We start from the raw sequence: 18976 nt of genomic DNA on the forward strand, positions 1-18976 counted from the left end.
TTCTTTGGGGTACGTTTCTTTGGCGACGCAAAGAAAGGTACCTCGGCCGCCGGGCCGAGACCCGGCCTCCGCCCTCAGCAGAGGCATGCTGCAACAACGAGGCACAGTACACCGACCCGCATACACCCGACCCCCACTTACCCCAGTGGCTTCCACTGCGGCGCTTCAGGTTCCGGAAACAGCAGCGCCTCGCGCGCCGGCCGCTGCATGGCCTCCCACTGACGGCGGCGCTTGATATCGCGGGGACGGAGCTTCTCGGGCTGGGTTCTGTGGGTGCGGGACATGGTAGGTACCTCCTCTTGGGGTGGTGCCTCCATTGGCGCGCAGACCGCGCTCTGTAGCTGTCGGACGGTTTCGACGCAGGCCATCGGCCGGCGCCGAAGGCGTGTGCAAGGCCGTGCCGACGGACAAAGCGCACGCAGAAAAAAAACAGCCCGCGGTGGGCGGGCTGTGAACTTGCTGTTCAGCAAGGGAGGGGTGGGTGTCGATGCGGTATCGACAAACGCAATACTAAAGACGGTGCCCGGCCATTTTTGTAGGACGGCGCCCCATTGGCGTGTGTCCAAAAGCGGAAGGCGCTGCCCGGCCAGGTGGGGGGGCTCCTGCGGCAAGGCGCTGAAAGGCTGTAGGAATCGTCTGACGCGCCGAGTTTGCAAAAGACTGCATGGAATTGTTGCAGGGCGTTTTACGCTCATGCCTTCTTCACGGAGGACCACATGCCTATCTTGGGAATCGTCTTTGGCATCCAGGCCATTGCCATCGTCGCCGCACTGTCGCTGAGCCTGGCCATCTACTCCTGATCCGGATTTCGCCGGGCGGCCAGCCAGCCAGCCCCGGTCAGGCGGCATCGCGCCGCAGCATCAGCCCCAGCGCCGTGAGCCCCAGGGCCAGCAGCGCCAGCCCGAACCCCAGCGCCGTGGCATGCAGCCCGAAGATGCCGGCGGCCAGCCCGGCCACGATGGCGGGCAGGCTGAACGCCAGGTAGCTCAGCACGAAAAAGCCCGACATCAGCCCACCGCGATCTGCCGCCGTGGCGGTGCCCACCAGGCTGCGCAGCGAGCCGTTGAAGCCCGAGCCAAACCCCACCCCCGCCACCACCGTGCCCGCGAAGAAGGCCACGCTCGAATGCAGCGCAATGCCCGCCAGCGTGACCGCCAGGCCCAGCACCAGGGCCGCCGTGCCCAACAGCAGCACCTGGCGTGGTGGCCGGGTGCGCACGAACACAATGGCCACGGCGGCCGTGAGCACCAGCGCGCAGATGAGGGCGCCGCCCAGCACCGGCGCCTGGCTGCCCGTGATGACCCGCGCCAGCGTGGGCCCGAGCGAGAGGTAAAAGCCCCCCAGCGCCCACAGCGCGGTGTTGAGCGGCAGGATGCGCACCAGCGTGGCGCGCGAGCTGGCCGGTATGGCGATGCGCGGGCGCAGCGAGCCCCAGGCGCCCGGGCGGCGCACCACCGTTTCGGGCAGGAAGACGGCGGCCAGCGCCTGCAGCACGAACAGCGCCAGCAACAGCTCGAACACCAGCGCCGTGTGCGTGGGCGCAAACTGCACCAGCGCGCTGGTGCCCAGGGCCCCGACGGCCATGCCCAGCATGGGCGCCACGGTGTTCACCAGGGCGCCGCGCTCGGGGTGCAGGTCGATCAGCGCCGCGCTGAGCACGCTGGTGGCAATGCCTGTGGCCAGGCCCTGCACGATGCGCGCGGCAAACAGCCAGGCCACCGAATCGGCCTGCCAGAAGAGCACGGTGGAGGCGATCTCCAGCAACAGCGCCAGCAGCACCACCTCGCGCCGGCCCCGGTGGTCCGAGAAGGTGCCGAACAGCAGCGCCGTGCCCAGCAACGCGAAGGCGTAGCTGGCAAACACCAGCGTCAGCGTGAGCGCCGAAAAGCCCCAGCTGTCGCGGTACAGCGCGTACAGCGGCGAGGGCGCGCTCGAGGCCGCCAGAAACCCCACCAGGATGGAGGCCAGCAGCCACAGGGCCTGGGCATAGCCCATCCTGCGGACGGGGGCCGAGGGTGGGGCCATGGCGGCGTGCGGCGTGGCGGCTGTGGCGGCAGGGTTCGTGGCCATGGAAGCTCCAGTGCAATACAAAAGCAAAGAATTTGCTTTTGTGTATTAAACCACTAAAGCAATCTTTTTGCTTTAGCATCGGGGCCATGAACCCCAGACCAGCCCCCCGCCCCGGGGGACGCAGCGCCCGCGTGCAGGCCGCCGTGCACCGCGCCACCAACGAGCTGGCCGAGCAGATCGGCCGCGCGCAGCTCACCGTGCCGCTGATCGCCGCGCAGGCGGGCGTGACGCCCTCCACCATCTACCGCCGCTGGGGCGACCTGGCCGAGCTGCTGGCCGACGTGGCGCTGGACCGCTTTCGCGCCGACGCCGAGCCTGCGGACACGGGCAGCGTGGAAGGCGACCTGCAGGCCTGGGCCGAGCAGTTCTTCGAGGAGATGGGTTCCGAGGTCGGCCAGACCATGCTGCGCGACGTGCTGGCCGGCCGCATCCAGGGCAGCATGGCCGTGCCCAGCCAGTGCGCGGCCTACACGGCCAGCCAGATCGAAATCATCCTGGCGCGCGGCAGCGCGCGCGGCGAGGCCGTGCCCACGGTAGACGCGCTCATGGATGGCGTGGTCGCCCCCATCATCTACCGCACCCTGTTCGGGCCCGCCCGGGCCAGCCATGCGCTGGTGCGGGAGCTGGTGGGCGGGTGCATGGCCGGTGCGGCCCGGCCGGGCGCGCAGCCCAGCGACGCAGCCCTGGCGCTGGACGGCCTGGCAGGGCCGATGCTGGAGTAGGGCAACGCGCGCCGTGCCGCACCACCGCTGCGGCATGGCCGCAGGCGCGGATCAGCCAGGATGCGGAAAAGGCCAGCGCTGCGGGCCCTGCCCAAGGGCGCAGCAGGTGCCTGCACCTGCGGGCCCACCGCGTTCGTTGGCTGATGGGCGTGTGGCGGGGCGGCTCAGGGGTAGCGCTGGGGGCTGGCCACGGGGCCCGTGGGCTTGAGCTTGCGCGTGGCGCGCCAGTCCCAGGGCGGCAGCGGGCTGTTCTGCACCCACAGCCCGCGCCCGGCGGCCTGGGCGCGCAGCTGGATGTCGGCCAGCGCCTCGTAGCCCAGGCCCACCTTGGGGTCGTACCAGACCATGCCGGCGCGCAGCTGCTCGGTGGCCGCGTCCTTGCCCTGGCACTCCACGTCGGCCACGGTGCGGCCATGGACGTCCACCGCGGTGTTGCTGAGCTTGACCTTCTGCGGTATCAGGCACAGGTTGACCAGGCTTTTGTGCGAAAGATCGCCATAGGGCTGGCGCAGTTCGGGCGCATCGATGGCGCGGATGGCGACAAAGGTCTCCTCGTTGCGCGTCACGTCGCCGCAGCGGGCGCGGAAAGAGTCGCCATCTTGGATGGCAACGACCAGGCAGAGCAGGGTGGCGGTGGTCAGGGGCATGGCGGGGCCGGGGGGTTCGGGGTGGGGGCTGCGGCAGTGCAGGCGGGCGCAGGTGCTTGGGCATGCCCGTGCGTGCAAGCGGCCTCTCGCGCCGCGGCACGCGGGTGGTGCCTGTCGATCCGTACTGCCATCCCTCTCACCCCGATTGTGTGTTGGTGGAATTTTTGTGGCGCTATTTTGCTATGACTGGGCGGGCCTGCAGCAGGTTGGCGCACGGTTTTGGGGGCGCTCACCCAAATGCCGCTTACAGTCGCGGCGATCCGCTATCCGGAAACTCTTCGCTTCACGACAAACACCATCGCACCAAGGAAGGCGCTGCCGCATGAGCAACCACCCCGACGATCCGGTCCATCCCCCCCGCGCCCGGCTGGCCGGCAGCCTGGGCATTCTGGGCGCGCTGCTGCTGTTTGCCGGCGACATGCTCCTGCTGGGCCACTGGGGGGCTGCCGCTGATTTCCGCGCCGGGATGCTGGAGCTGATCCGCTCGGCACCGGTGGAACGCATCTGGGCCGGCGGCCTGCTCGGGCCCGTGGCGGGGGCCTTGCTGGTGGCGGGCTTCTGGCAGGTGTGCCAGGGGGTGAAGGCACCGGCGGGGTGGGCGGCACGCGCGATGTTCGGCCTGTTCCTGCTGTTTGCGGTGGGGTTGGCGGCCATCCATTCCGTGTGGGCGGTGTTCGAGCTGCTCATCCGTTCGTGCGTGGATGGCGCGGCCGGTGGGGCACCCGCGGCATGCCAGGCGCAGGCCGAGGCGGTGCAGGCCTACATGCGGGTGTCGCTGCTGGGCCTGGCCGTGCCTGGGGCGCTTGCCTCCGTGATCCTGGCCGTGCTGGTGCTGCGCGGGCGCACGCCGTGGCCGCGCTGGGCGGTGCTGGCCAATCCGCTGCTGCTGGTGGCGGTGTTGCTGCCGGCCTTTGCCGCAGCGCCTGCGCCCATCGGGGCGGTGCTGCTGGGCGGCTCGGCAAGCATCCTGCTGCTGGTGTTTTTCGTGGTGGCACAAGGCAGTGCAAGGGGCGTGCGCGGTCAACCAGCCGGCGTGCTGGCCGGGGTGCCATGAAAGCCGTGCATGATGGCTGGATTGCCGGGGCCGCCGCGCCGGCCCCGGGCCTGGATTCTCCGGTTTCTTTTTCTTTTCTTCACTTCACAGGAAGGCAAGGCGATGTCCGATGCAGAGCACAACCCTTATGAAGACGCCACGGCGGCCTATGACCGGGGGCACCTGAACAAGGCTTTCACGGGCTTTCTGGCGGGGGCGCAGGCGGGCGATGTGGACTGCATGGCCATGGTGGCGGTGATGTACGGCGCGGGCGAGGGCGTGCGCATCGACCTGGCGCAGTCCATCGAATGGGACAAGAAGGCCATTGCCGCAGGCAGCGAGCTGGCGTTCTTGAACATCGGCATCAGCTACCGCTGCATGGGCGACATGGTGAGCGCCAAGCGCTGGTTCCTGCGCGCGCTGGATGCCGGCGACGCGGAGGCCGCGCTGCAGCTGGCCAAGCTCTACATGGTGAGCGACCTGGAGGTGGCGACGGTGCGCAAGTACCTGCAGATCGCCATCGACAGCGCCAACGCCCTCGACGAGACGAAGCTGGAGGCCCGGCAACTGCTGGCGCTGGGCACGCAGCCTGCCAAACAGTGACCGACGCCGGCGGTGCGCTCTGCGTGGCCGCAGCCAGGCTGCGGACTGCAGCCTGCTGCGCTGAGGGCCCTCAGTCGTCCAGCCGTTCGCTCAGCACCTGGGCCGTGTGCGGGTCCAGGCGCAGCTCCACCGACTGGCCGGCGAGGTTGGTGGCCTCGGCCTCCCAGTGGCCATCGTCGTAGTCCAGGTCGTGCACCCGCGTGTAGCCGGCCTGCTGCAGGGCCAGGCGGATCTGCTCGGCACCGAGCACGGCCTGCTGGTTGGCAAAGCCGCCGCTGCGGCCGACCTGGCTGAGCACCTCCAGCGTCTGGGGGTGCAGCACGAGCTCGACCTTTTCGCCATGGACCAGGCTCTGGCGTGCCTCGGCCTGCCAGAAACCGTCGTCGAGCTCCAGGTCGTGCACATGGGCCCAGCCGGCGGCGCGCAGGGCCTGGGCCACCTGCGCCACGCCGGGCAGGGTGGTGCCGATGTCGCTCTTGCGCACGGCGGTGAAGCTGGCGTCGGCATCCTTGACCAGCACCGTGGCGCGCTGGCCGTCGTTGGCGATGGCCTCGGCAGTCCAGTAGCCGTACTGCTTTTGCAGGCCGTGCGTGGCCACATGGTGGTTCTGGGTGATCACGTTGAGCGCGTCCTGCGCGCCCATGGCCAGGGCCATGGAGGGCAGGGTTGCCACCGCAGCGGCTGCGGTGAGGGACAGGCTCAGAAGGGTCTTTTTCACGGTGCTTTCCTTTCGTTGACAAGAATGGCGGCAGTGTGGTGCGCTGTGCCTAAACACGGCGTGAAGCCCTTGTTCATGGGGCGTTTAGGATCGTCCGCAATAATCCCCGCGATGCAACGATGGACGAGTCTCTTACCGTGTGCCGCCTGCGCGGCGCTGGTGCTGGCGCTGGCCTGCACACCGGCGCTGGCGGCGCCACCGGGCATGGCCGCAGAGCAGGAGGCGGCGCGGCGCGGCGTGCTCAACGGGCAGCTCAAGCCGCTCAACAGCGTGATCGCCGAGATCAGCCGCCAGTACAACGGCCGCGTCATCGATGTGGAGACCGAGCGCGGGCGCAAGGGCGAGCTGCGCTACGAGATCAAGCTCATCGACGCGCAGGGCCGCAAGCACGAGGTGCTGGTCGATGCCGCCACCGGCGCCGTGGTGGCGCAGGAGAGTGACTGGCCCACGCAGCCCGTGGGCCCCGCGCAGATGGCGCGCTACATCAAGCGCCTGGAGCAGCGCTTTGGCGCGCGCGTGTCGGAGGTGGAGTTCGAGCGCGATGCGCAGGGCCAGGCGGTGTACGAGGTCAAGCTCTCCGAGAAGCCCGCGGGCCAGATGAAGCTGCTGATGGATGTGTCCACCGGCGAGGTGATCCACGCGCCCCAGGGCGCTGCCCCCAAGGCCGCCATCAAGCCCATGTGGGCCATGCTCGAGTCGCTGCACCCGCGCTTTGCGGGGCTGGTGATGGAGGTGGAACTGGAGACCGACCACCGGCGCCAGCCCCACTACAGCGTGGAGCTGCTGCAGCCCAACGGCCACAAGCTGGAGCTGGAGGTGGACGCCGTGACCCTGCAGGTGCTGCGCCAGAAGGTCGAAGAGTAAAGATGCGGGTATTGGTGGTGGAAGACGATGTGGCGCTGGCCGGGCAACTGCGGCAGGCGCTGGAGGCGGCGGGCTTTGCCGTGGATGTGGAGCACGATGGCGAGGCCGCGTCCTTTGCCGGCACGGCCGAGGCCTACAGCGCCGCGGTGCTGGACCTGGGCCTGCCGCTCAAGGACGGCCTGAGCACCCTGCGCGACTGGCGCGAGGCGGGCTGCGGCTGGCCGGTGCTGGTGCTCACGGCGCGCAACCGCTGGAGCGACAAGCTGGCGGGCTTCAACGCCGGGGCCGATGACTACCTGACCAAGCCCTTCCTGATGGACGAGGTGGTGCTGCGCCTGCGCGCCATGCTGCGCCGCACCGCCGGGTCGGCCAGCGCGGTGCTGCGCGCCGGGCCGCTGGAGTACGACGTGGTGCAGGGCCGCTTTGCGCTGCAGGGCCAGGGCCTGCAGCTCACGGCGCAGGAGCACCGCATCCTGGCGTACTTCATGCACCACCCGGGCCGGCTGCTCACGCGCAGCGAGATCGGCGAGCACGTGTATGCGCGCGACCTGGACCCCGACTCCAACACCCTGGACGTGCTGATCGGCCGCATCCGCCGCAAGCTTGGCGGCGCCCCCCGGCTGGTGACCGAGCGCGGCCAGGGCTTTCGGCTGGAGGCCGAGCCCGCAGACGCACCGCAGGGGCCGGTCTGATGGCGCTGGCCCAGCGGCTGGCGCTGCAACTGGCGCAGTGGCCCATGGCCACACGCATCGTGCTGCTGGCCCTGGTGCCCATGCTGGTGCTGGTGGGCGCGGGCGGCTGGTGGCTGCGCGCGCAGATGCACCAGAGCCTGCTGGCCAGTTTCGAGCAGGTACTGCGCGACAAGGCGCAGCGCGTGGGCGCCCGGCTGCAGGCGGGTGCCAGTGGAACGCTGCGCGAGCAGGGCGGCGCGGTGGACGAGTTCAGCGCCATCTATGGCGGCTGGTACTGGCGCGCCCAGGCCGGCGCCAGCGTGCTGCGCTCGCGCTCGCTGTGGGACATGGACAGCCTGCCCACCGAGCCAGTGCCCGCACGCGGTTCGCCGGTGCTGTACCGGGCGACGGGGCCGATGCAGGAGCCCTTGCTGGCTTTCACCACCACCATTTCACCGGGGCCGCCCGCCACCGAGGCGGCGTTGGTGGTCTACGGCCCGGCGGCGCAGCTGCAGGACAGCATGCGCCAGATCGACCGCACCCTGGTGCTGGCCGCCGTGGTGCTGATGGCCCTGGCCGGGGCGCTGGCGTGGATGCAGGTGCGCGTGGGCCTGGCCCCTTTGCGCCGGCTGGAGGCGCTGCTGGCAGCCCTGCGCTCGCCGCAGGGCCCGGGGTCCGACGTGGCGCAGCACCTGGCCGCCCCTACCGGGCGCGACCTGCAGCCCCTGCAGGCCGAACTGGCCGGCCTGCTGGCCCACAACGCGCAGGTAGTGGCCCGCGCCCGCGCACACGCGGCCGACCTGAACCATGCCCTCAAGAAGCCCCTGGCCCTGCTCAGCGCCCAGGCCAGCGCGCAGCCGCAGGTGCCCGCTGGCGAGGTGCAGCGCCAGGTGGCGGCCATGGCCCAGCTGGTGGACCGCTACCAGGCCCGCACCATGAGCGATGCGCTGCTGGCCCACCCGGGCGCTGCCGGGCCGGCCGTGGATGTGCGCGAGTGCGTGGGCCAGGTACTGCACATGATGCAGCGCCTGCACGCGGCGCAGGAACTGGCCTGGGAGCTGGATGACCAGGCCGCGCCAGCGCCCCTGCACTGGCGCGGCGAGCGCGCGGACCTGGAAGAGGTGCTGGGCAACCTGCTGGACAACGCGGGCAAGTGGGCCGCCTCGCGCGTGCGGCTGTCGCTGCGCGTGCTGCCGGCACAGGGGCCCGGGATTGCGCAGCCAGGCGATGGCCCCGCCGCCCTGCGGTTGCCGATGTTGCTGCTGCAGGTGGAAGACGATGGCCCTGGCATGACGCCCGCGCAGCTGCAGGCCGCCGGGCAGCGCGGCCTGCGTTTTGACGAGTCGGTGCAGGGCAGCGGGCTGGGCCTGGCCATTGCGGGCCAGATCGCCCAGGCCTACGGCGGGCGGCTGGAGCTGGGCAAGAGCGGTGACCTGCGCGGGCTGGGGGCGCGCGTCGAACTGCGCGGCCTGGTCTGAAACGAGGGCTCAGCCGCCCTGTGCCATCAGCGCGTCGTAGCGGCGCTGCATCTCCTCGGGCGTGACCTGCTCGATCGAGTGGCCGATGTTCCAGCGGTGGCCGAAGGGGTCGCGCACCACGCCCGAGCGCTCGCCGTAGAAGGCGTCCTGCGCGGGCCGCTCCAAGGTGGCGCCGAGGGCCACGGCCCGGGCGATCACGGTGTCGGCGTTGTCCACGTGCAGGTGGAGCGACACGCAGGTAGGGGCGCCCGGCCGGGGGCCGAGGATGTCCATCTCGGGGTACTCGTCGCTCAGCATCAGCGTGGTGCCACCGAAGTCCAGTTCCGCATGGCCCAGCCGGCCCGTGGGCGGCTCGGTCAGGCGGAACAGCTCGCGCGCGCCGAAGGCTTCCTCATAGAAACGGATCGCCGCCTCGCCATCGGCGACATGCAGGTAGGGAAAGAGTTCGTGGACCATGTCGGGCATCTCCTGGGGTTGCAAGTTCAGCACCACTGTAGGCCCGGTGGTCCGCGGTGTCTTGAAGGAAATTGACCCTGAACCGGGTTCTTGGCTGCATATTTCGGCTCTTCTGGACAGCCGGTTCGGCACCGTGAACACAGAAGCCTGCACCGTGAGCAGAGGCGTAAATGGCTGGCCGAACCATCGCTGAAGAAGATTTGCGGGCGTGGACTAGACTTCGGGTATCGGCCAAAACCAGTCATCTGGAGAATTCTGCGCCTGGACAAAGAACGCCGACCTCGCCCAGGCGTCAACGCCGCTGCGAACCAGTTCGGCAATGGAGTTGCGGCGGCTGCTCTGAGGCGGATTCATAACTCGCCCGGTCGCGTCAATAAATCGCCGGGCATCAGCACCTCGCCGTTCGGACCCCACTCGACCTGCGTGATGCCCGGCTCCAGCGCTTCAAGCCGTCTGCGTTCCAATTCGTATGCGCTCGGTGTCGCGCAAGGGTCGAACGCCAGCGCTGCATGCAGGTCAGCCACCAACTGCTGTTCGCTCCAAGGCTTCGGGATGTAGCGGAAGACCCCCGCACGATTCACTGCGGCCAGCACGGTGGCGAAGTCGGCAGCGGCGCTGAGCATCATGCGCACTGCGCGAGGGTCGAGGTCCCTGGCGTGGGCGAGCAGTGTCACTCCGTCCAGCTGAGGCATGCGGTAGTCGCTGATCAGCACGTCGAAACGCTGCTGCTGCATGCGTTGCAGTGCGAGCAACGGATCGGAGAAAATTTCCACGCTGAGCTGCTGCGGCTTGAAATGCAACTGCAGCAAACGGCGCAAGGCGTGCAGTACCGGCGCTTCGTCATCGATGATCAGCAAACGCTTCATGGGGTCACCTCCTGGGGCAGTTGCACGGCCAGCGTCAGCGACAGGCCATGTTTGAGTTCGAAGGCACGGATGCGGCCGATGAGATCCTCGGTCAGCCGCTGGCCGACCGACAGCAGCAGAACACCCTCCGGCGACACAAAATCCTGTGTCAGCGTATGGCCGGGGCGCAGCTCCGCGGTGGGCAGGCGCAGCGCCGCAACGGTCGGCTTGGGGGGCGCAGCCGCGAACAGTGCCGCGAAGGCATCGACCACACCCGGGTCGAACCGGCTGCCACGCCCGGCGATCACCGCGCGGCGCGCTTCCAGCGGGCTCAAGACCTGACCGTCGATGCGGCCGCTGCACAGGTCCTCAAAGGTGTCGGCCACCGCCAGGATGCGGGCGCCAATTGGGATCGCGGTGCCGCGCAGGCCATCGGGAAAGCCTTGTCCATCCCAGCGCTCGTGGTGGGCGCGAATCAGCGGTGCGACGCCCTGCATGTCGTCGCTGGCCAGCAAGGCCTGTTCTCCGAGAACAGGATGCAGCTGGTAGCGCCGCAGTTCATCCCGGTCGAGCCGCCCCACCGGTCGCGCCAGCACGGTGTCGCTCAGACCGATATGGCCGATGTCGTGCAACAGCGCGGCAATCGCCAGATTGTGTGCGGTCTCGGCATCCAGCGCCATCGCGCGCGCAATGCGCCGCGCCAGGTCGGCGACTTGTCGCGCATGTCCAACCTGGGCGCTGCCACGCAGCTCGATCAGCGCAGTGAAGGCCTTGATGGACGTGAGGTAGTTGCGCTTGACTTTGTCGTTGGCGGTGGCCAGCTCACCGGTACGTACGGCGACGCGGGCCTCCAGCCCTTCGTTCAGCGCCTTGAGCTCGTCGTTTTGCTGTTGCGTCAGCCGCTCCAGTGCCTGCTTGTCGGCGTCCAGTTGCTGGATCTGTGCGACCTGGCTCATTGTCAGCACCAGTTCGTCGTCGTTCCAGGGTTTGGTGATGTAGCGGTGCAACCAACCGCGGTTGATGGCGGCGATGGTCGAGCCCAGATCGGCCTGGCCTGTCAGCAGCAGTCGCGCGACATGCGGCCACCCCAGGCGGACCTTTTCGAGCAACTGCACGCCGTCCATGCCAGGCATCCGCATGTCCGACAGTACGGCGTTGACGGGCTCAAGGGCGAGCAAGGCCAGCGCCTCTTGCGCACTCCCGGCCGTCAGGATGCGCCAGCCCGTCGCGCGGAACAGCCGCCGCAGCGCGGCCAGGATGTTGGGCTCGTCGTCGACGGCAAGCACCGTCCAGGTCGGGGTGGCGACGCTCATTCCGCACCTCCTTCACTGCCCGGGCGCCGCACCGGCAGCGTGACGCGAAAGCACGAGCCGCGGCCCGGTTCGCTGCGCACGTCGATGCGGCCATGGTGCTTTTGCACGATGCCGTAGGCCAGCGACAGGCCCAGGCCGGTGCCGCGGCCCACCGGCTTGGTGGTGAAGAAGGGGTCGAAGACACGCGCCAGGTGATCGGGGGCGATGCCGCAGCCGTTGTCCTCGACCTCGACCCATACCTCGTCCCCGGCGTCGCCGCTGCGTACGACGATGAGACCGCGTTCCGGGCCGAACGCATGGGCTGCATTCACGAGCAGATTCAGAAACACCTGGTTCAACTCCGACGGCAGGCATTCGATGTCGGGCAAGGCGCCATACTCGCGGCGGACATCGGCACGGTACTTGATTTCGTTGGCAACGATGTTCAGCGTCGAGTCGATGCCCTGGTGCAGTGAGGCCCAGGCCCACTCCTGGTGGGTATCGACACGCGAGAAGTCCTTCAGGTCCTGGACGATCTTGCGCACGCGCGACAGGCCTTCTTTCGACTCGCCCATCAGCATGGGGATGTCCTGCTTCAGGTAATCGAGTTCGACCCGCTCACGCAAGGCCGCAAGCCGCGTTGCGATGGCGCTGCTGGCCAGCGCCGATTCGGCCTGCTCATAGGCTTCGAGCATCTCGAACAGCCGCTGCAGATAGGCTTCGAGCGTGCCGAAGTTCGAGAACACGTAGCCGATCGGGTTGTTGATTTCGTGTGCCACGCCGGCGGCGAGCTGCCCGATCGACGCCAGTCGTTCGGACTGCAGCAACTGGTTCTGCGCGCTGCGCAGGCTTTCGTTCAGAGAACGCAGCTCCTGGTTGGCGCGCTGCAACGCGATGAGTTCGGAATCAGACATGGTTTTCCTTCAGTGAAACAGCGCCTGGCAGACGGTTTCGAACTGGGCCTCGGCGTGCGCAAAAACCCGCATGCACGCCGCGTCGTCCAGACCACAGGCGGTCCAGACCGGCAGCGCCAACGCCGGCACCGCCTCGTCGGCATCGCCGGCCAGACCAAGGGCGTGAGCGATGGCATCGCCCACATGCGCGATGCCCGTCAGCGTGAGCTCTTCGGCGGCGGGCGGTACGTGGTGTTGGCTGATGGCATCGGCGATGGCGGGCGCGAAATTCCATTGCCGCGCGATCAGCCCGCCGATCTCGGCGTGATCGATACCGAGCACGGCGTGATCGATACCGAGCACGGCGTGCTCGGCATCACCAACGGTGCAATCCCTGTCATGCCGCCATCGCTCGACTTCGGCATAGGCCGGCGCAAACGCGTTGGCCAGCGCCAGCCGGCCGATGTCGTGCAGCAGCCCGACCGTGAACGCGACATCCGCGTCGTCGCGCCGCAGTTCACCGGCCAGTGCCTGGGCACACAGGGCACTGCCGAGCGAGTGGCGCCAGAAAGTGGTCTGGTCGAAGCCGGGGTGGCGCCGGAAGCTGCCGGCCAGGCCCGCGGCCGTGACCGCGCCGCGTACCGTGCGCAGGCCCAGCAGGGTGATTGCCTCGGGCACCGAGCGAACCTGCCGGCCGCGACCGTAGAACGACGAGTTGGCCAGCCGCAGTATCTTGGCGGCCAGCGCCTGGTCGCGCGAAATCTTCGCTGCGTACTGTGTGGCGCTGAGTTCCTCGTGGCCGAGCGACTCGACCAGTTCGAGCACCACCGAAGGCAGCGGCGGAAGATCGCGCAGCGCGGCGAGCAGATCGTCACGGGAGATCGGTCGGATGGGCGTGCTCATTGCTTGAACTCCTGGCGGTAGCGCTGCACGAGGTGCAGCAGCGGATGCACGCGCCCGTCACGCAGGCTGTGGCGAAACAGGTGCGTTGGCACCACCGGTGGTGTGTCGGGGGTCGCTGCAAGGGTCATTTCAAGGCTCCTGCTTGCGGCAACAGCACCAACAGGCGGCCGCGCGCATTGCCAGTCAAAAGCCGGTTCATGGCCCACCAGCGGCGGCCGGCCAGTGTGACCAGGATGGATTCACCGTCCAGAGCCCGCAGCAGGTTGGGTGGCAGGTACTCGATCGCAGCCCCACCGAGAAACCCCTCACGCAGCCTGCACAGCGCCAGGGCCGGCGCATTGGCGAAGACCAGCAGGCCTTCGTCGTCGACGCCCACCGCAGGCACCGGCAAGGCGTCCAGCAGTTCCTGCGCTGCCTCCCGGCTGCCGACCTCGCGCTGGTTCTGTTCGCACTGTGCACTCAGCATCGTCTGCAGCCGCTGGTTCAGCTCGGCCAGGTCTCGGTTGGCGGTCTGTACCTCCCGGTCGAGACGGCGGTTCTGGTCGGCCATCTCTTTCAACGTGAAGGCCTCTCGCAGGTGGGCACGCAGCTCTGCGTCGTCCCAGGGCTTGGCGAGAAACTTGTAGATCGCCCCCTCGTTGATGGCGTCGGTGATCGACTGCAGCTCGGTGTAGCCCGACAGCACCAGCCGTATCGTCTCCGGGTACAGCTGCTTGGCCCGGCGCAGCAGCTCAACGCCGGTCATGCCAGGCATGCGCTGGTCGGACAGGATCACGTCGATCTCGTGCCGCGCCATCAGCTGCAGCGCCTGCTCGGCACTGGTTGCGCTGAGAACCAGCCAGCCTTCGGCGCGCAGCAGCCGACGCAGCGCCGCAAGAACGTTCTCTTCGTCGTCGACCAGCAGCAAGGTGCGCTGCCGCGAACGTCGGCCAAAAAGTGCCGTGTCGATCTGCCGTCCATCGCGCAGCATGGCTTCGACCGCTGCAGCCGGCAGTGCGGCGCTGAACCAGTAGCCCTGCATCTGGTCGCACTGATTGGCCGCCAGCAGCGCCGCCTGGCCTTCGCTTTCGACACCTTCGGCGAGCACTTTCATCTGCAGCTGGTGCGCCATCGTGATGATGGCGCGCGTGATCGACACATCTTCTGCGGGAGCGATGACGTCTGGCACCAGCGAGCGGTCGATCTTGACCACATCGACGGGCAGCCGGCGCAGGTAGCTCAGGCTCGAGTAGCCGGTGCCGAAGTCGTCGAGCGAGACCTCGACACCCAGCGCGCGCAGCGCCTGCAGGTGTTGCACCGCCTGATCGAAGTTGTTGATCAGTATGCTCTCGGTGACCTCGACGCCGAACAGCCGCGGGTCCAGGCCGCTTGCAGCGAGCAGGCCTTCGATGCGCCGCGCCAGGTCCGGCTGCACCAACTGGCGCGCCGACAGATTGGCCGCCATGCGCAACGGTGGCAGCCCGGCACGCTGCCAGGCCGCAGCCTGCTCGATGGCGCGGCGCAGCACCCAGTCGCCGATGGCGACGATCAGTCCGGTCTCTTCGGCGATCGGGATGAAGCGATCCGGCGCGATGTGCCCCAGTGTCGGGTGCTGCCAGCGCAGCAAGGCCTCGACGCCGACGATGCGGCCCTGCACCAGGTCGACCTGAGGCTGGTAGTGCAGTTCGAGCTGCTCGTCGCGCAGCGCCTGGCGCAGTGCGGTCTCCAGCGCCAGCCGTTCGGGGTCGTCGTCCTGTGGCGCGCCGGCATAGACGCTGATCTGGTTGCGGCCCAGCAACTTGGCCTGGTGCAGCGCTGCATTGGCGCGTCGCAACAAGGTCTCAGCGCGGTCGCCGTCGGCAGGCGCCGCTGCGATGCCGATGCTGCAGGTCAGGTGGATCTCCTGCCCCTCGATCGTCATCGGTTGCGCAATACCGTCGAGCAGCGCTTGCGCCGTGAGCAAGGCCTCTGCCGAAGTGCCCACCAGCACGATCACGAACTCATCACCGCCGCGGCGCGCCACCAGATCGACGCTGCGCACACCAGCGACGATGCGCTGTGCCACTTCGCGCAGCGCCGCGTCGCCGATGTGCAGGCCAAGACCGTCGTTGATGCGCTTGAAGCGGTCGAGCTCCAGCACCAGCACGGCTGTCTGGGCGCCGGCCTGCAGGGTCGCGCCCAGGCGCTCGGAGAGCAGTTGGCGGTTCGGCAAACCGGTCAGTTCATCGAACAGCAGCAGTTGCCGGATACGTCGTTCGGCGGCACGGCGTTCGCGCAGGTCGTCGATGCAGACATGGCCGAAGGACGTGTCACCGCTCGTCACCAGGCTGGCGGAGACATCGACCGGAATCTCATAGCCCTCGTGGTGGCGCAAGCGGGTCTCGAATCGCAAGGAACCGCGTTCGCACAGTTCACGCCAGCGCTGCGGCCACTGCGCCTCGACGACCTGGGAGGCGATGTCGGACACCCGCAGCCGCAGCAGTTCGGCACGCTCGATGCCCAGCAGCCGGCAAGCGGCCGAATTGGCATCGTGAAAGGCACCGTCGGGCCCGATCTGAAGCAGTGCGTCGTTGGCCTGTTCAACGGCATGGCGGGTCAGCAGCAGTTGGTGGTGCGCATGCTCCCGTTCGCTCACGTCACGTGCAGAAGGGATCAACCACACCACGCGGCCATCGGGCCCGTATAGCGGCAGCAGTGAAAAGTCCATCACCAGAATGGAGCCGCTGCTGGTCGCCACGCGCACATCGAAGCGCGAAGCTTCGCCGCGGACTGCATTGGCCAGCGCCTGCTGCAGCCGCCTTTGCGATACCTCGCAGCCCTGCCACCAGGGGGTGGCATCAAAGCGCCGGCCAAGCACGTGCTCGGGGGCGCTGTCGATGGCCCGCAGTGCAGCTTGGTTGGCATAGCGCACCGTGCCATCCGCATCGAGCAGGCCCGCAAAGACCGAGGGACCCAATCGGTCCAGCACTTCGTGCAGCGAAAGCTCAGGGCCGCGCGGCTGCTGGTTGGTTGCCCGCAACGTCAGCGCGGCGTCACGGTGCGGCAGGGGACTGGCAGAGGGATTGGACATGCCCTCAGTCTGCCCGCCGGCCTGCGCCGGTGGTGTGATCAGCTGGGCGCGCCGACGACCGGATCAGACCGACGCAGGCACAGGGGCGTCGGCGCGCGGCGCATCATCGACCAGCCGTGCCAGCGTACGCATGGCGCGCTCCAGCGTTTCGTTCCAGGGTTGCCCGCAGGTCAACCGGATGTGGTGCTGAAACTCCGCTCGCGCCGAGAACATCGGCCCCGGGGCCAGGCTGATCTGCTGTGCGAGAGCGGCCCCGTGCAGGGCCATCGCGTCGACGCCAGGGGGCAACTCGACCCACACGAAATAGCCGCCAGCCGGCCGCACTACCCGAGTTCCCTCTGGAAAGGACCGAGTCAGGGCCTCAAACACGCTGTTGCGCTGCGCCTGCAGCGACTGGCGCAGGCTTCGCAAGTGGCGGTCATAGCCACCTTCCTGGAGGTACGCTGCCAGCGCGGCCTGCACCGGAATGGACCCCGACAGGCTCGTCGTCAACTTCATCCGTTCGACGTCGCGCGTGAACCTGCCGGGCGTGGCCCAGCCAACGCGGTAACCTGGAGCCAGGCACTTGGAGAACGACGAGCAGTGCAGCACCAGTCCGCGGCGGTCGAATGCCTTGGCCGGCAGTGGCGCTACCTTGCCTTCGTACAGCTCCGAGTAGACGTCGTCCTCGATCAACGGCACATCGTGCCGGGCGAGCAGCGCGACGAGGTCACGCTTCTTCGCTTCTGGCATCAGGCTGCCCAGAGGGTTCTGAAAGGTCGTCATCAACCAGCAGGCTTTCGGGCGGTAGAGCTCGATCACCTGCGCAAGGCGACCAAGATCAATGCCCTCGCGCACATGCGTCGGCACTTCGATAGCGCGCAGGCCCAGCCGCTGCAGCGCCTGCAGTGCCACGTAGAAGGTGGGGGACTCGACCACCACTGCGTCGCCGGGCCGCGCAACCGCGTTGAGGCACAGGTTCAGTGCCTCCATCGCGCCGTGGGTGAGCACGATCTCGTCAGTGGCCACAGTAAAGCCCTGGCGCAGATAGCGTTTTGCAATCTCGCGCTTGAGTTGCAGGTTGCCCGGTGGCAGGTCTTCGGCCATGCGCCATGGGTCGAGCCGGCGCATGCTGGAGATGAGCGCTCGGCGCAATTGATCGAGCGGAAACAGGGCCGGGCTCAGGAACGCAGAGCCCAATGGCACGATACTGCGCACTCGTGCGGAACCCAGGCACGCGAAGATCAGGTCACTGATCTCGACAGGCTGCGACCCGGATTGCGGCTGCGAAGTTTGGGGCTCCGGCAGCAACGTGCCGCCAGCGCGGGCGGCGACAAAGTAGCCCGACCGTGGTACCGCCCGGACCAAGCCACGGGATTCGAGCAGGTAATAGGCTTGAAAGACCGTAGTCGGGCTCAAGCCCCGGCTCGAACAGGTCTGGCGCACGGAAGGCAGGCGGTCTCCCGGACGGAGCACTCCACGAGCAATCTGCTGCTCGATTTCTCGCGCCAGAATTTCGTACCTGGTGGAGGCGGCGTTCGGGCGATTGGGCATGGTATTGGCACCGCGCCTCGGTCGACTGCCGGCTGGGGGTATGGCGTTCTTGCAGTTTAGGCCTTCTGCAGAGCGATGCAAGCGTCGGGGCAGCACCGCGTGACCCGTAACGGCCTGATGAAGGTGGGCGGCCAAGTTCAAGTCGAGGCCACGGTATGTTCATTGGACGGCTTAAACCGAACGTGCCATGGGGCTGGACGAATGGCTGTGCAGTCCCCTTGGCGCAGCGCGACCCCAATGTCCAGATAGTTTTGCGATGCCCGGAACAAGTCTCTGAATAGCTGCAACCGCTGCAACGCGGCTACATAAGTTAGCGGCGAAAAGTCGGCTTTGGGCGGCGGAAGTTCAAGATTCCGCAAAGCAGTCGTTCAATGTTGAAGCTGAGCCGCGAGCGACGGCTTGCCGACGCGTGTCGGCTCGAACGACTGGTTAGCCATGCTCAAGTAGATACAGTCCACATCTCTCGGCCCATCTGCGAACGGGTTCAATGCACGCGGGATTGTTGAAATAGAAGTGATGCGTGTCGTCCCAGCTTTCCAAAAATGCGCAGTCCAGCTCGGGTAGGACGACTTGAAAATGACGGTGCCTAAGAGTTTGGCCACCATTCGGCGTGCAGTAATTTAATAGCGCCTCTGGTGAGATGAACTCGCGAAATGTGGTGCGGTCATGCGCGCGCCTGCGAAAAGCAAAGGACAGGACAGGTGTTTCGGCAACAAGCAAAGCACAGAACGCAGCGTGACGCGCGTTCCGAATTTGCTGCTCCTCTCGCGGAACATTCTCCAAGAGTCTGTTGGCTTCGTCGCGCGTAAGCCAATGATCGAAGACGGTGATCGCCATCCCTCTTGGAGTGCCAATGCGGTTCTCTTCGTCCCAGACTACTGCTTTGAGCCAGGGGTACTGACTCCGTAACTCGGCTTGGCGAATGCTTGATAGATTACGAAGGCGGCGCGCTTGCATGGCTAAATTTATATGGGGCTCACGCCGCTATCGCCGCGCTAGCGCCCAGCGCTGGCTTACGTTTCGGCTGTAATTCGTTGAAATTGCTGAACTTTTTTCCACCATTTTCAAGCTCTAACCTCATAAGAATAATGTGAAAAGAGGCAGTCTTACATGTCCGCTTCTGGCCGAGGCTGTGTGAAAACCCAACCCTAAACCGCTGCCCAAAACTAAAATAACGGCACCCGATTCAAGCGAGGTGC

The 18976-nt window shown here is 67.5% G+C and carries 19 protein-coding genes; 6 read left to right on the forward strand and 13 right to left on the reverse strand.

Features of this window, described 5'->3' with window-relative positions:
- Nucleotides 1-137 precede the first annotated feature (137 nt).
- Together AC07PF_RS32755 and AC07PF_RS32760 are read right to left on the reverse strand one after the other, a co-directional pair.
- A complete protein-coding gene (locus tag AC07PF_RS32755) occupies nucleotides 138-284 on the reverse strand; it encodes a hypothetical protein (protein WP_494614700.1) in 147 nt (48 codons plus the stop codon).
- A gap of 553 nt (nucleotides 285-837) precedes the next feature.
- A complete protein-coding gene (locus tag AC07PF_RS32760; RefSeq protein ID WP_494614701.1) occupies nucleotides 838-2070 on the reverse strand; it encodes an MFS transporter in 1233 nt (410 codons plus the stop codon).
- A gap of 86 nt (nucleotides 2071-2156) precedes the next feature.
- On the opposite strand from AC07PF_RS32760, the gene AC07PF_RS32765 reads away from it, so the two are divergent.
- A complete protein-coding gene (locus tag AC07PF_RS32765) occupies nucleotides 2157-2792 on the forward strand; it encodes a TetR/AcrR family transcriptional regulator (RefSeq protein ID WP_007856233.1) in 636 nt (211 codons plus the stop codon).
- Nucleotides 2793-2956: 164 nt separating this feature from the next.
- Here the strand turns inward: AC07PF_RS32765 and AC07PF_RS32770 are convergent, their stop codons facing one another.
- A complete protein-coding gene (locus tag AC07PF_RS32770) occupies nucleotides 2957-3439 on the reverse strand; it encodes a thermonuclease family protein (protein ID WP_007856232.1) in 483 nt (160 codons plus the stop codon).
- Between the two features lie 322 nt (nucleotides 3440-3761).
- On the opposite strand from AC07PF_RS32770, the gene AC07PF_RS32775 reads away from it, so the two are divergent.
- Together AC07PF_RS32775 and AC07PF_RS32780 are read left to right on the forward strand one after the other, a co-directional pair.
- A complete protein-coding gene (locus AC07PF_RS32775) occupies nucleotides 3762-4493 on the forward strand; it encodes a DUF6796 family protein (RefSeq protein ID WP_494614702.1) in 732 nt (243 codons plus the stop codon).
- Nucleotides 4494-4595: 102 nt separating this feature from the next.
- The gene (locus tag AC07PF_RS32780) at nucleotides 4596-5075 is read left to right on the forward strand and encodes a tetratricopeptide repeat protein (RefSeq protein ID WP_494614703.1); all 480 of its coding nucleotides are present in this window, start codon (nucleotides 4596-4598) and stop codon (nucleotides 5073-5075) included.
- 70 nt (nucleotides 5076-5145) lie between these two features.
- Here the strand turns inward: AC07PF_RS32780 and AC07PF_RS32785 are convergent, their stop codons facing one another.
- Entirely contained in the window at nucleotides 5146-5793 is a 648-nt protein-coding gene (locus tag AC07PF_RS32785; RefSeq protein ID WP_494610325.1) for a PepSY domain-containing protein, read from the reverse strand.
- A 111-nt stretch (nucleotides 5794-5904) separates the two neighbouring features.
- Between AC07PF_RS32785 and AC07PF_RS32790 the strand changes: the two genes are divergently transcribed.
- From AC07PF_RS32790 to AC07PF_RS32800, 3 genes are read left to right on the forward strand one after another with little or no spacing between them, the layout of a single operon-like run.
- On the forward strand, nucleotides 5905-6657 hold the full coding sequence (locus tag AC07PF_RS32790; protein ID WP_494614704.1) for a PepSY domain-containing protein: 753 nt from the start codon (nucleotides 5905-5907) through the stop codon (nucleotides 6655-6657).
- A 2-nt stretch (nucleotides 6658-6659) separates the two neighbouring features.
- The gene (locus AC07PF_RS32795; RefSeq protein ID WP_494610323.1) at nucleotides 6660-7349 is read left to right on the forward strand and encodes a response regulator transcription factor; all 690 of its coding nucleotides are present in this window, start codon (nucleotides 6660-6662) and stop codon (nucleotides 7347-7349) included.
- Nucleotides 7349-8806 carry a sensor histidine kinase gene (locus AC07PF_RS32800; protein ID WP_494614705.1) on the forward strand — a complete coding sequence of 486 codons (1458 nt, stop codon included), beginning with the start codon at nucleotides 7349-7351 and terminating at the stop codon, nucleotides 8804-8806. Before AC07PF_RS32795 ends, AC07PF_RS32800 begins: the two co-directional genes overlap by 1 nt.
- Nucleotides 8807-8815: 9 nt before the next feature.
- Here the strand turns inward: AC07PF_RS32800 and AC07PF_RS32805 are convergent, their stop codons facing one another.
- From AC07PF_RS32805 to AC07PF_RS32845, 9 genes are all read right to left on the reverse strand, one after another.
- Entirely contained in the window at nucleotides 8816-9262 is a 447-nt protein-coding gene (locus tag AC07PF_RS32805) for a VOC family protein (RefSeq protein WP_145698261.1), read from the reverse strand.
- A 350-nt stretch (nucleotides 9263-9612) separates the two neighbouring features.
- On the reverse strand, nucleotides 9613-10128 hold the full coding sequence (locus AC07PF_RS32810) for a response regulator (protein ID WP_494614706.1): 516 nt from the start codon (nucleotides 10126-10128) through the stop codon (nucleotides 9613-9615).
- Nucleotides 10125-11420, reverse strand: a complete 1296-nt coding sequence (nosR, locus tag AC07PF_RS32815) for a response regulator c-di-GMP phosphodiesterase, NosR family (RefSeq protein ID WP_494614707.1) — start codon at nucleotides 11418-11420, stop codon at nucleotides 10125-10127. Before nosR ends, AC07PF_RS32810 begins: the two co-directional genes overlap by 4 nt.
- A complete protein-coding gene (locus AC07PF_RS32820) occupies nucleotides 11417-12313 on the reverse strand; it encodes an ATP-binding protein (RefSeq protein WP_494614708.1) in 897 nt (298 codons plus the stop codon). The genes nosR and AC07PF_RS32820 overlap by 4 nt, the downstream gene beginning before the upstream one ends.
- Nucleotides 12314-12322: 9 nt before the next feature.
- Entirely contained in the window at nucleotides 12323-13195 is an 873-nt protein-coding gene (locus AC07PF_RS32825) for an HDOD domain-containing protein (RefSeq protein WP_494614709.1), read from the reverse strand.
- The gene (locus AC07PF_RS32830) at nucleotides 13192-13323 is read right to left on the reverse strand and encodes a hypothetical protein (RefSeq protein ID WP_322592617.1); all 132 of its coding nucleotides are present in this window, start codon (nucleotides 13321-13323) and stop codon (nucleotides 13192-13194) included. Before AC07PF_RS32830 ends, AC07PF_RS32825 begins: the two co-directional genes overlap by 4 nt.
- On the reverse strand, nucleotides 13320-16244 hold the full coding sequence (locus AC07PF_RS32835) for an EAL domain-containing protein (RefSeq protein WP_494614710.1): 2925 nt from the start codon (nucleotides 16242-16244) through the stop codon (nucleotides 13320-13322). Before AC07PF_RS32835 ends, AC07PF_RS32830 begins: the two co-directional genes overlap by 4 nt.
- 63 nt (nucleotides 16245-16307) lie before the next feature.
- Nucleotides 16308-17777: an aminotransferase-like domain-containing protein gene (locus AC07PF_RS32840; RefSeq protein WP_494614711.1), complete on the reverse strand. Its 1470-nt coding sequence runs from the start codon at nucleotides 17775-17777 to the stop codon at nucleotides 16308-16310.
- 429 nt (nucleotides 17778-18206) lie between these two features.
- Nucleotides 18207-18734 carry a hypothetical protein gene (locus AC07PF_RS32845; protein ID WP_494614712.1) on the reverse strand — a complete coding sequence of 176 codons (528 nt, stop codon included), beginning with the start codon at nucleotides 18732-18734 and terminating at the stop codon, nucleotides 18207-18209.
- Nucleotides 18735-18976: the final 242 nt, after the last annotated feature.

It is taken from the genome of Acidovorax sp. GW821-FHT10A04 (genome assembly GCF_059415825.1).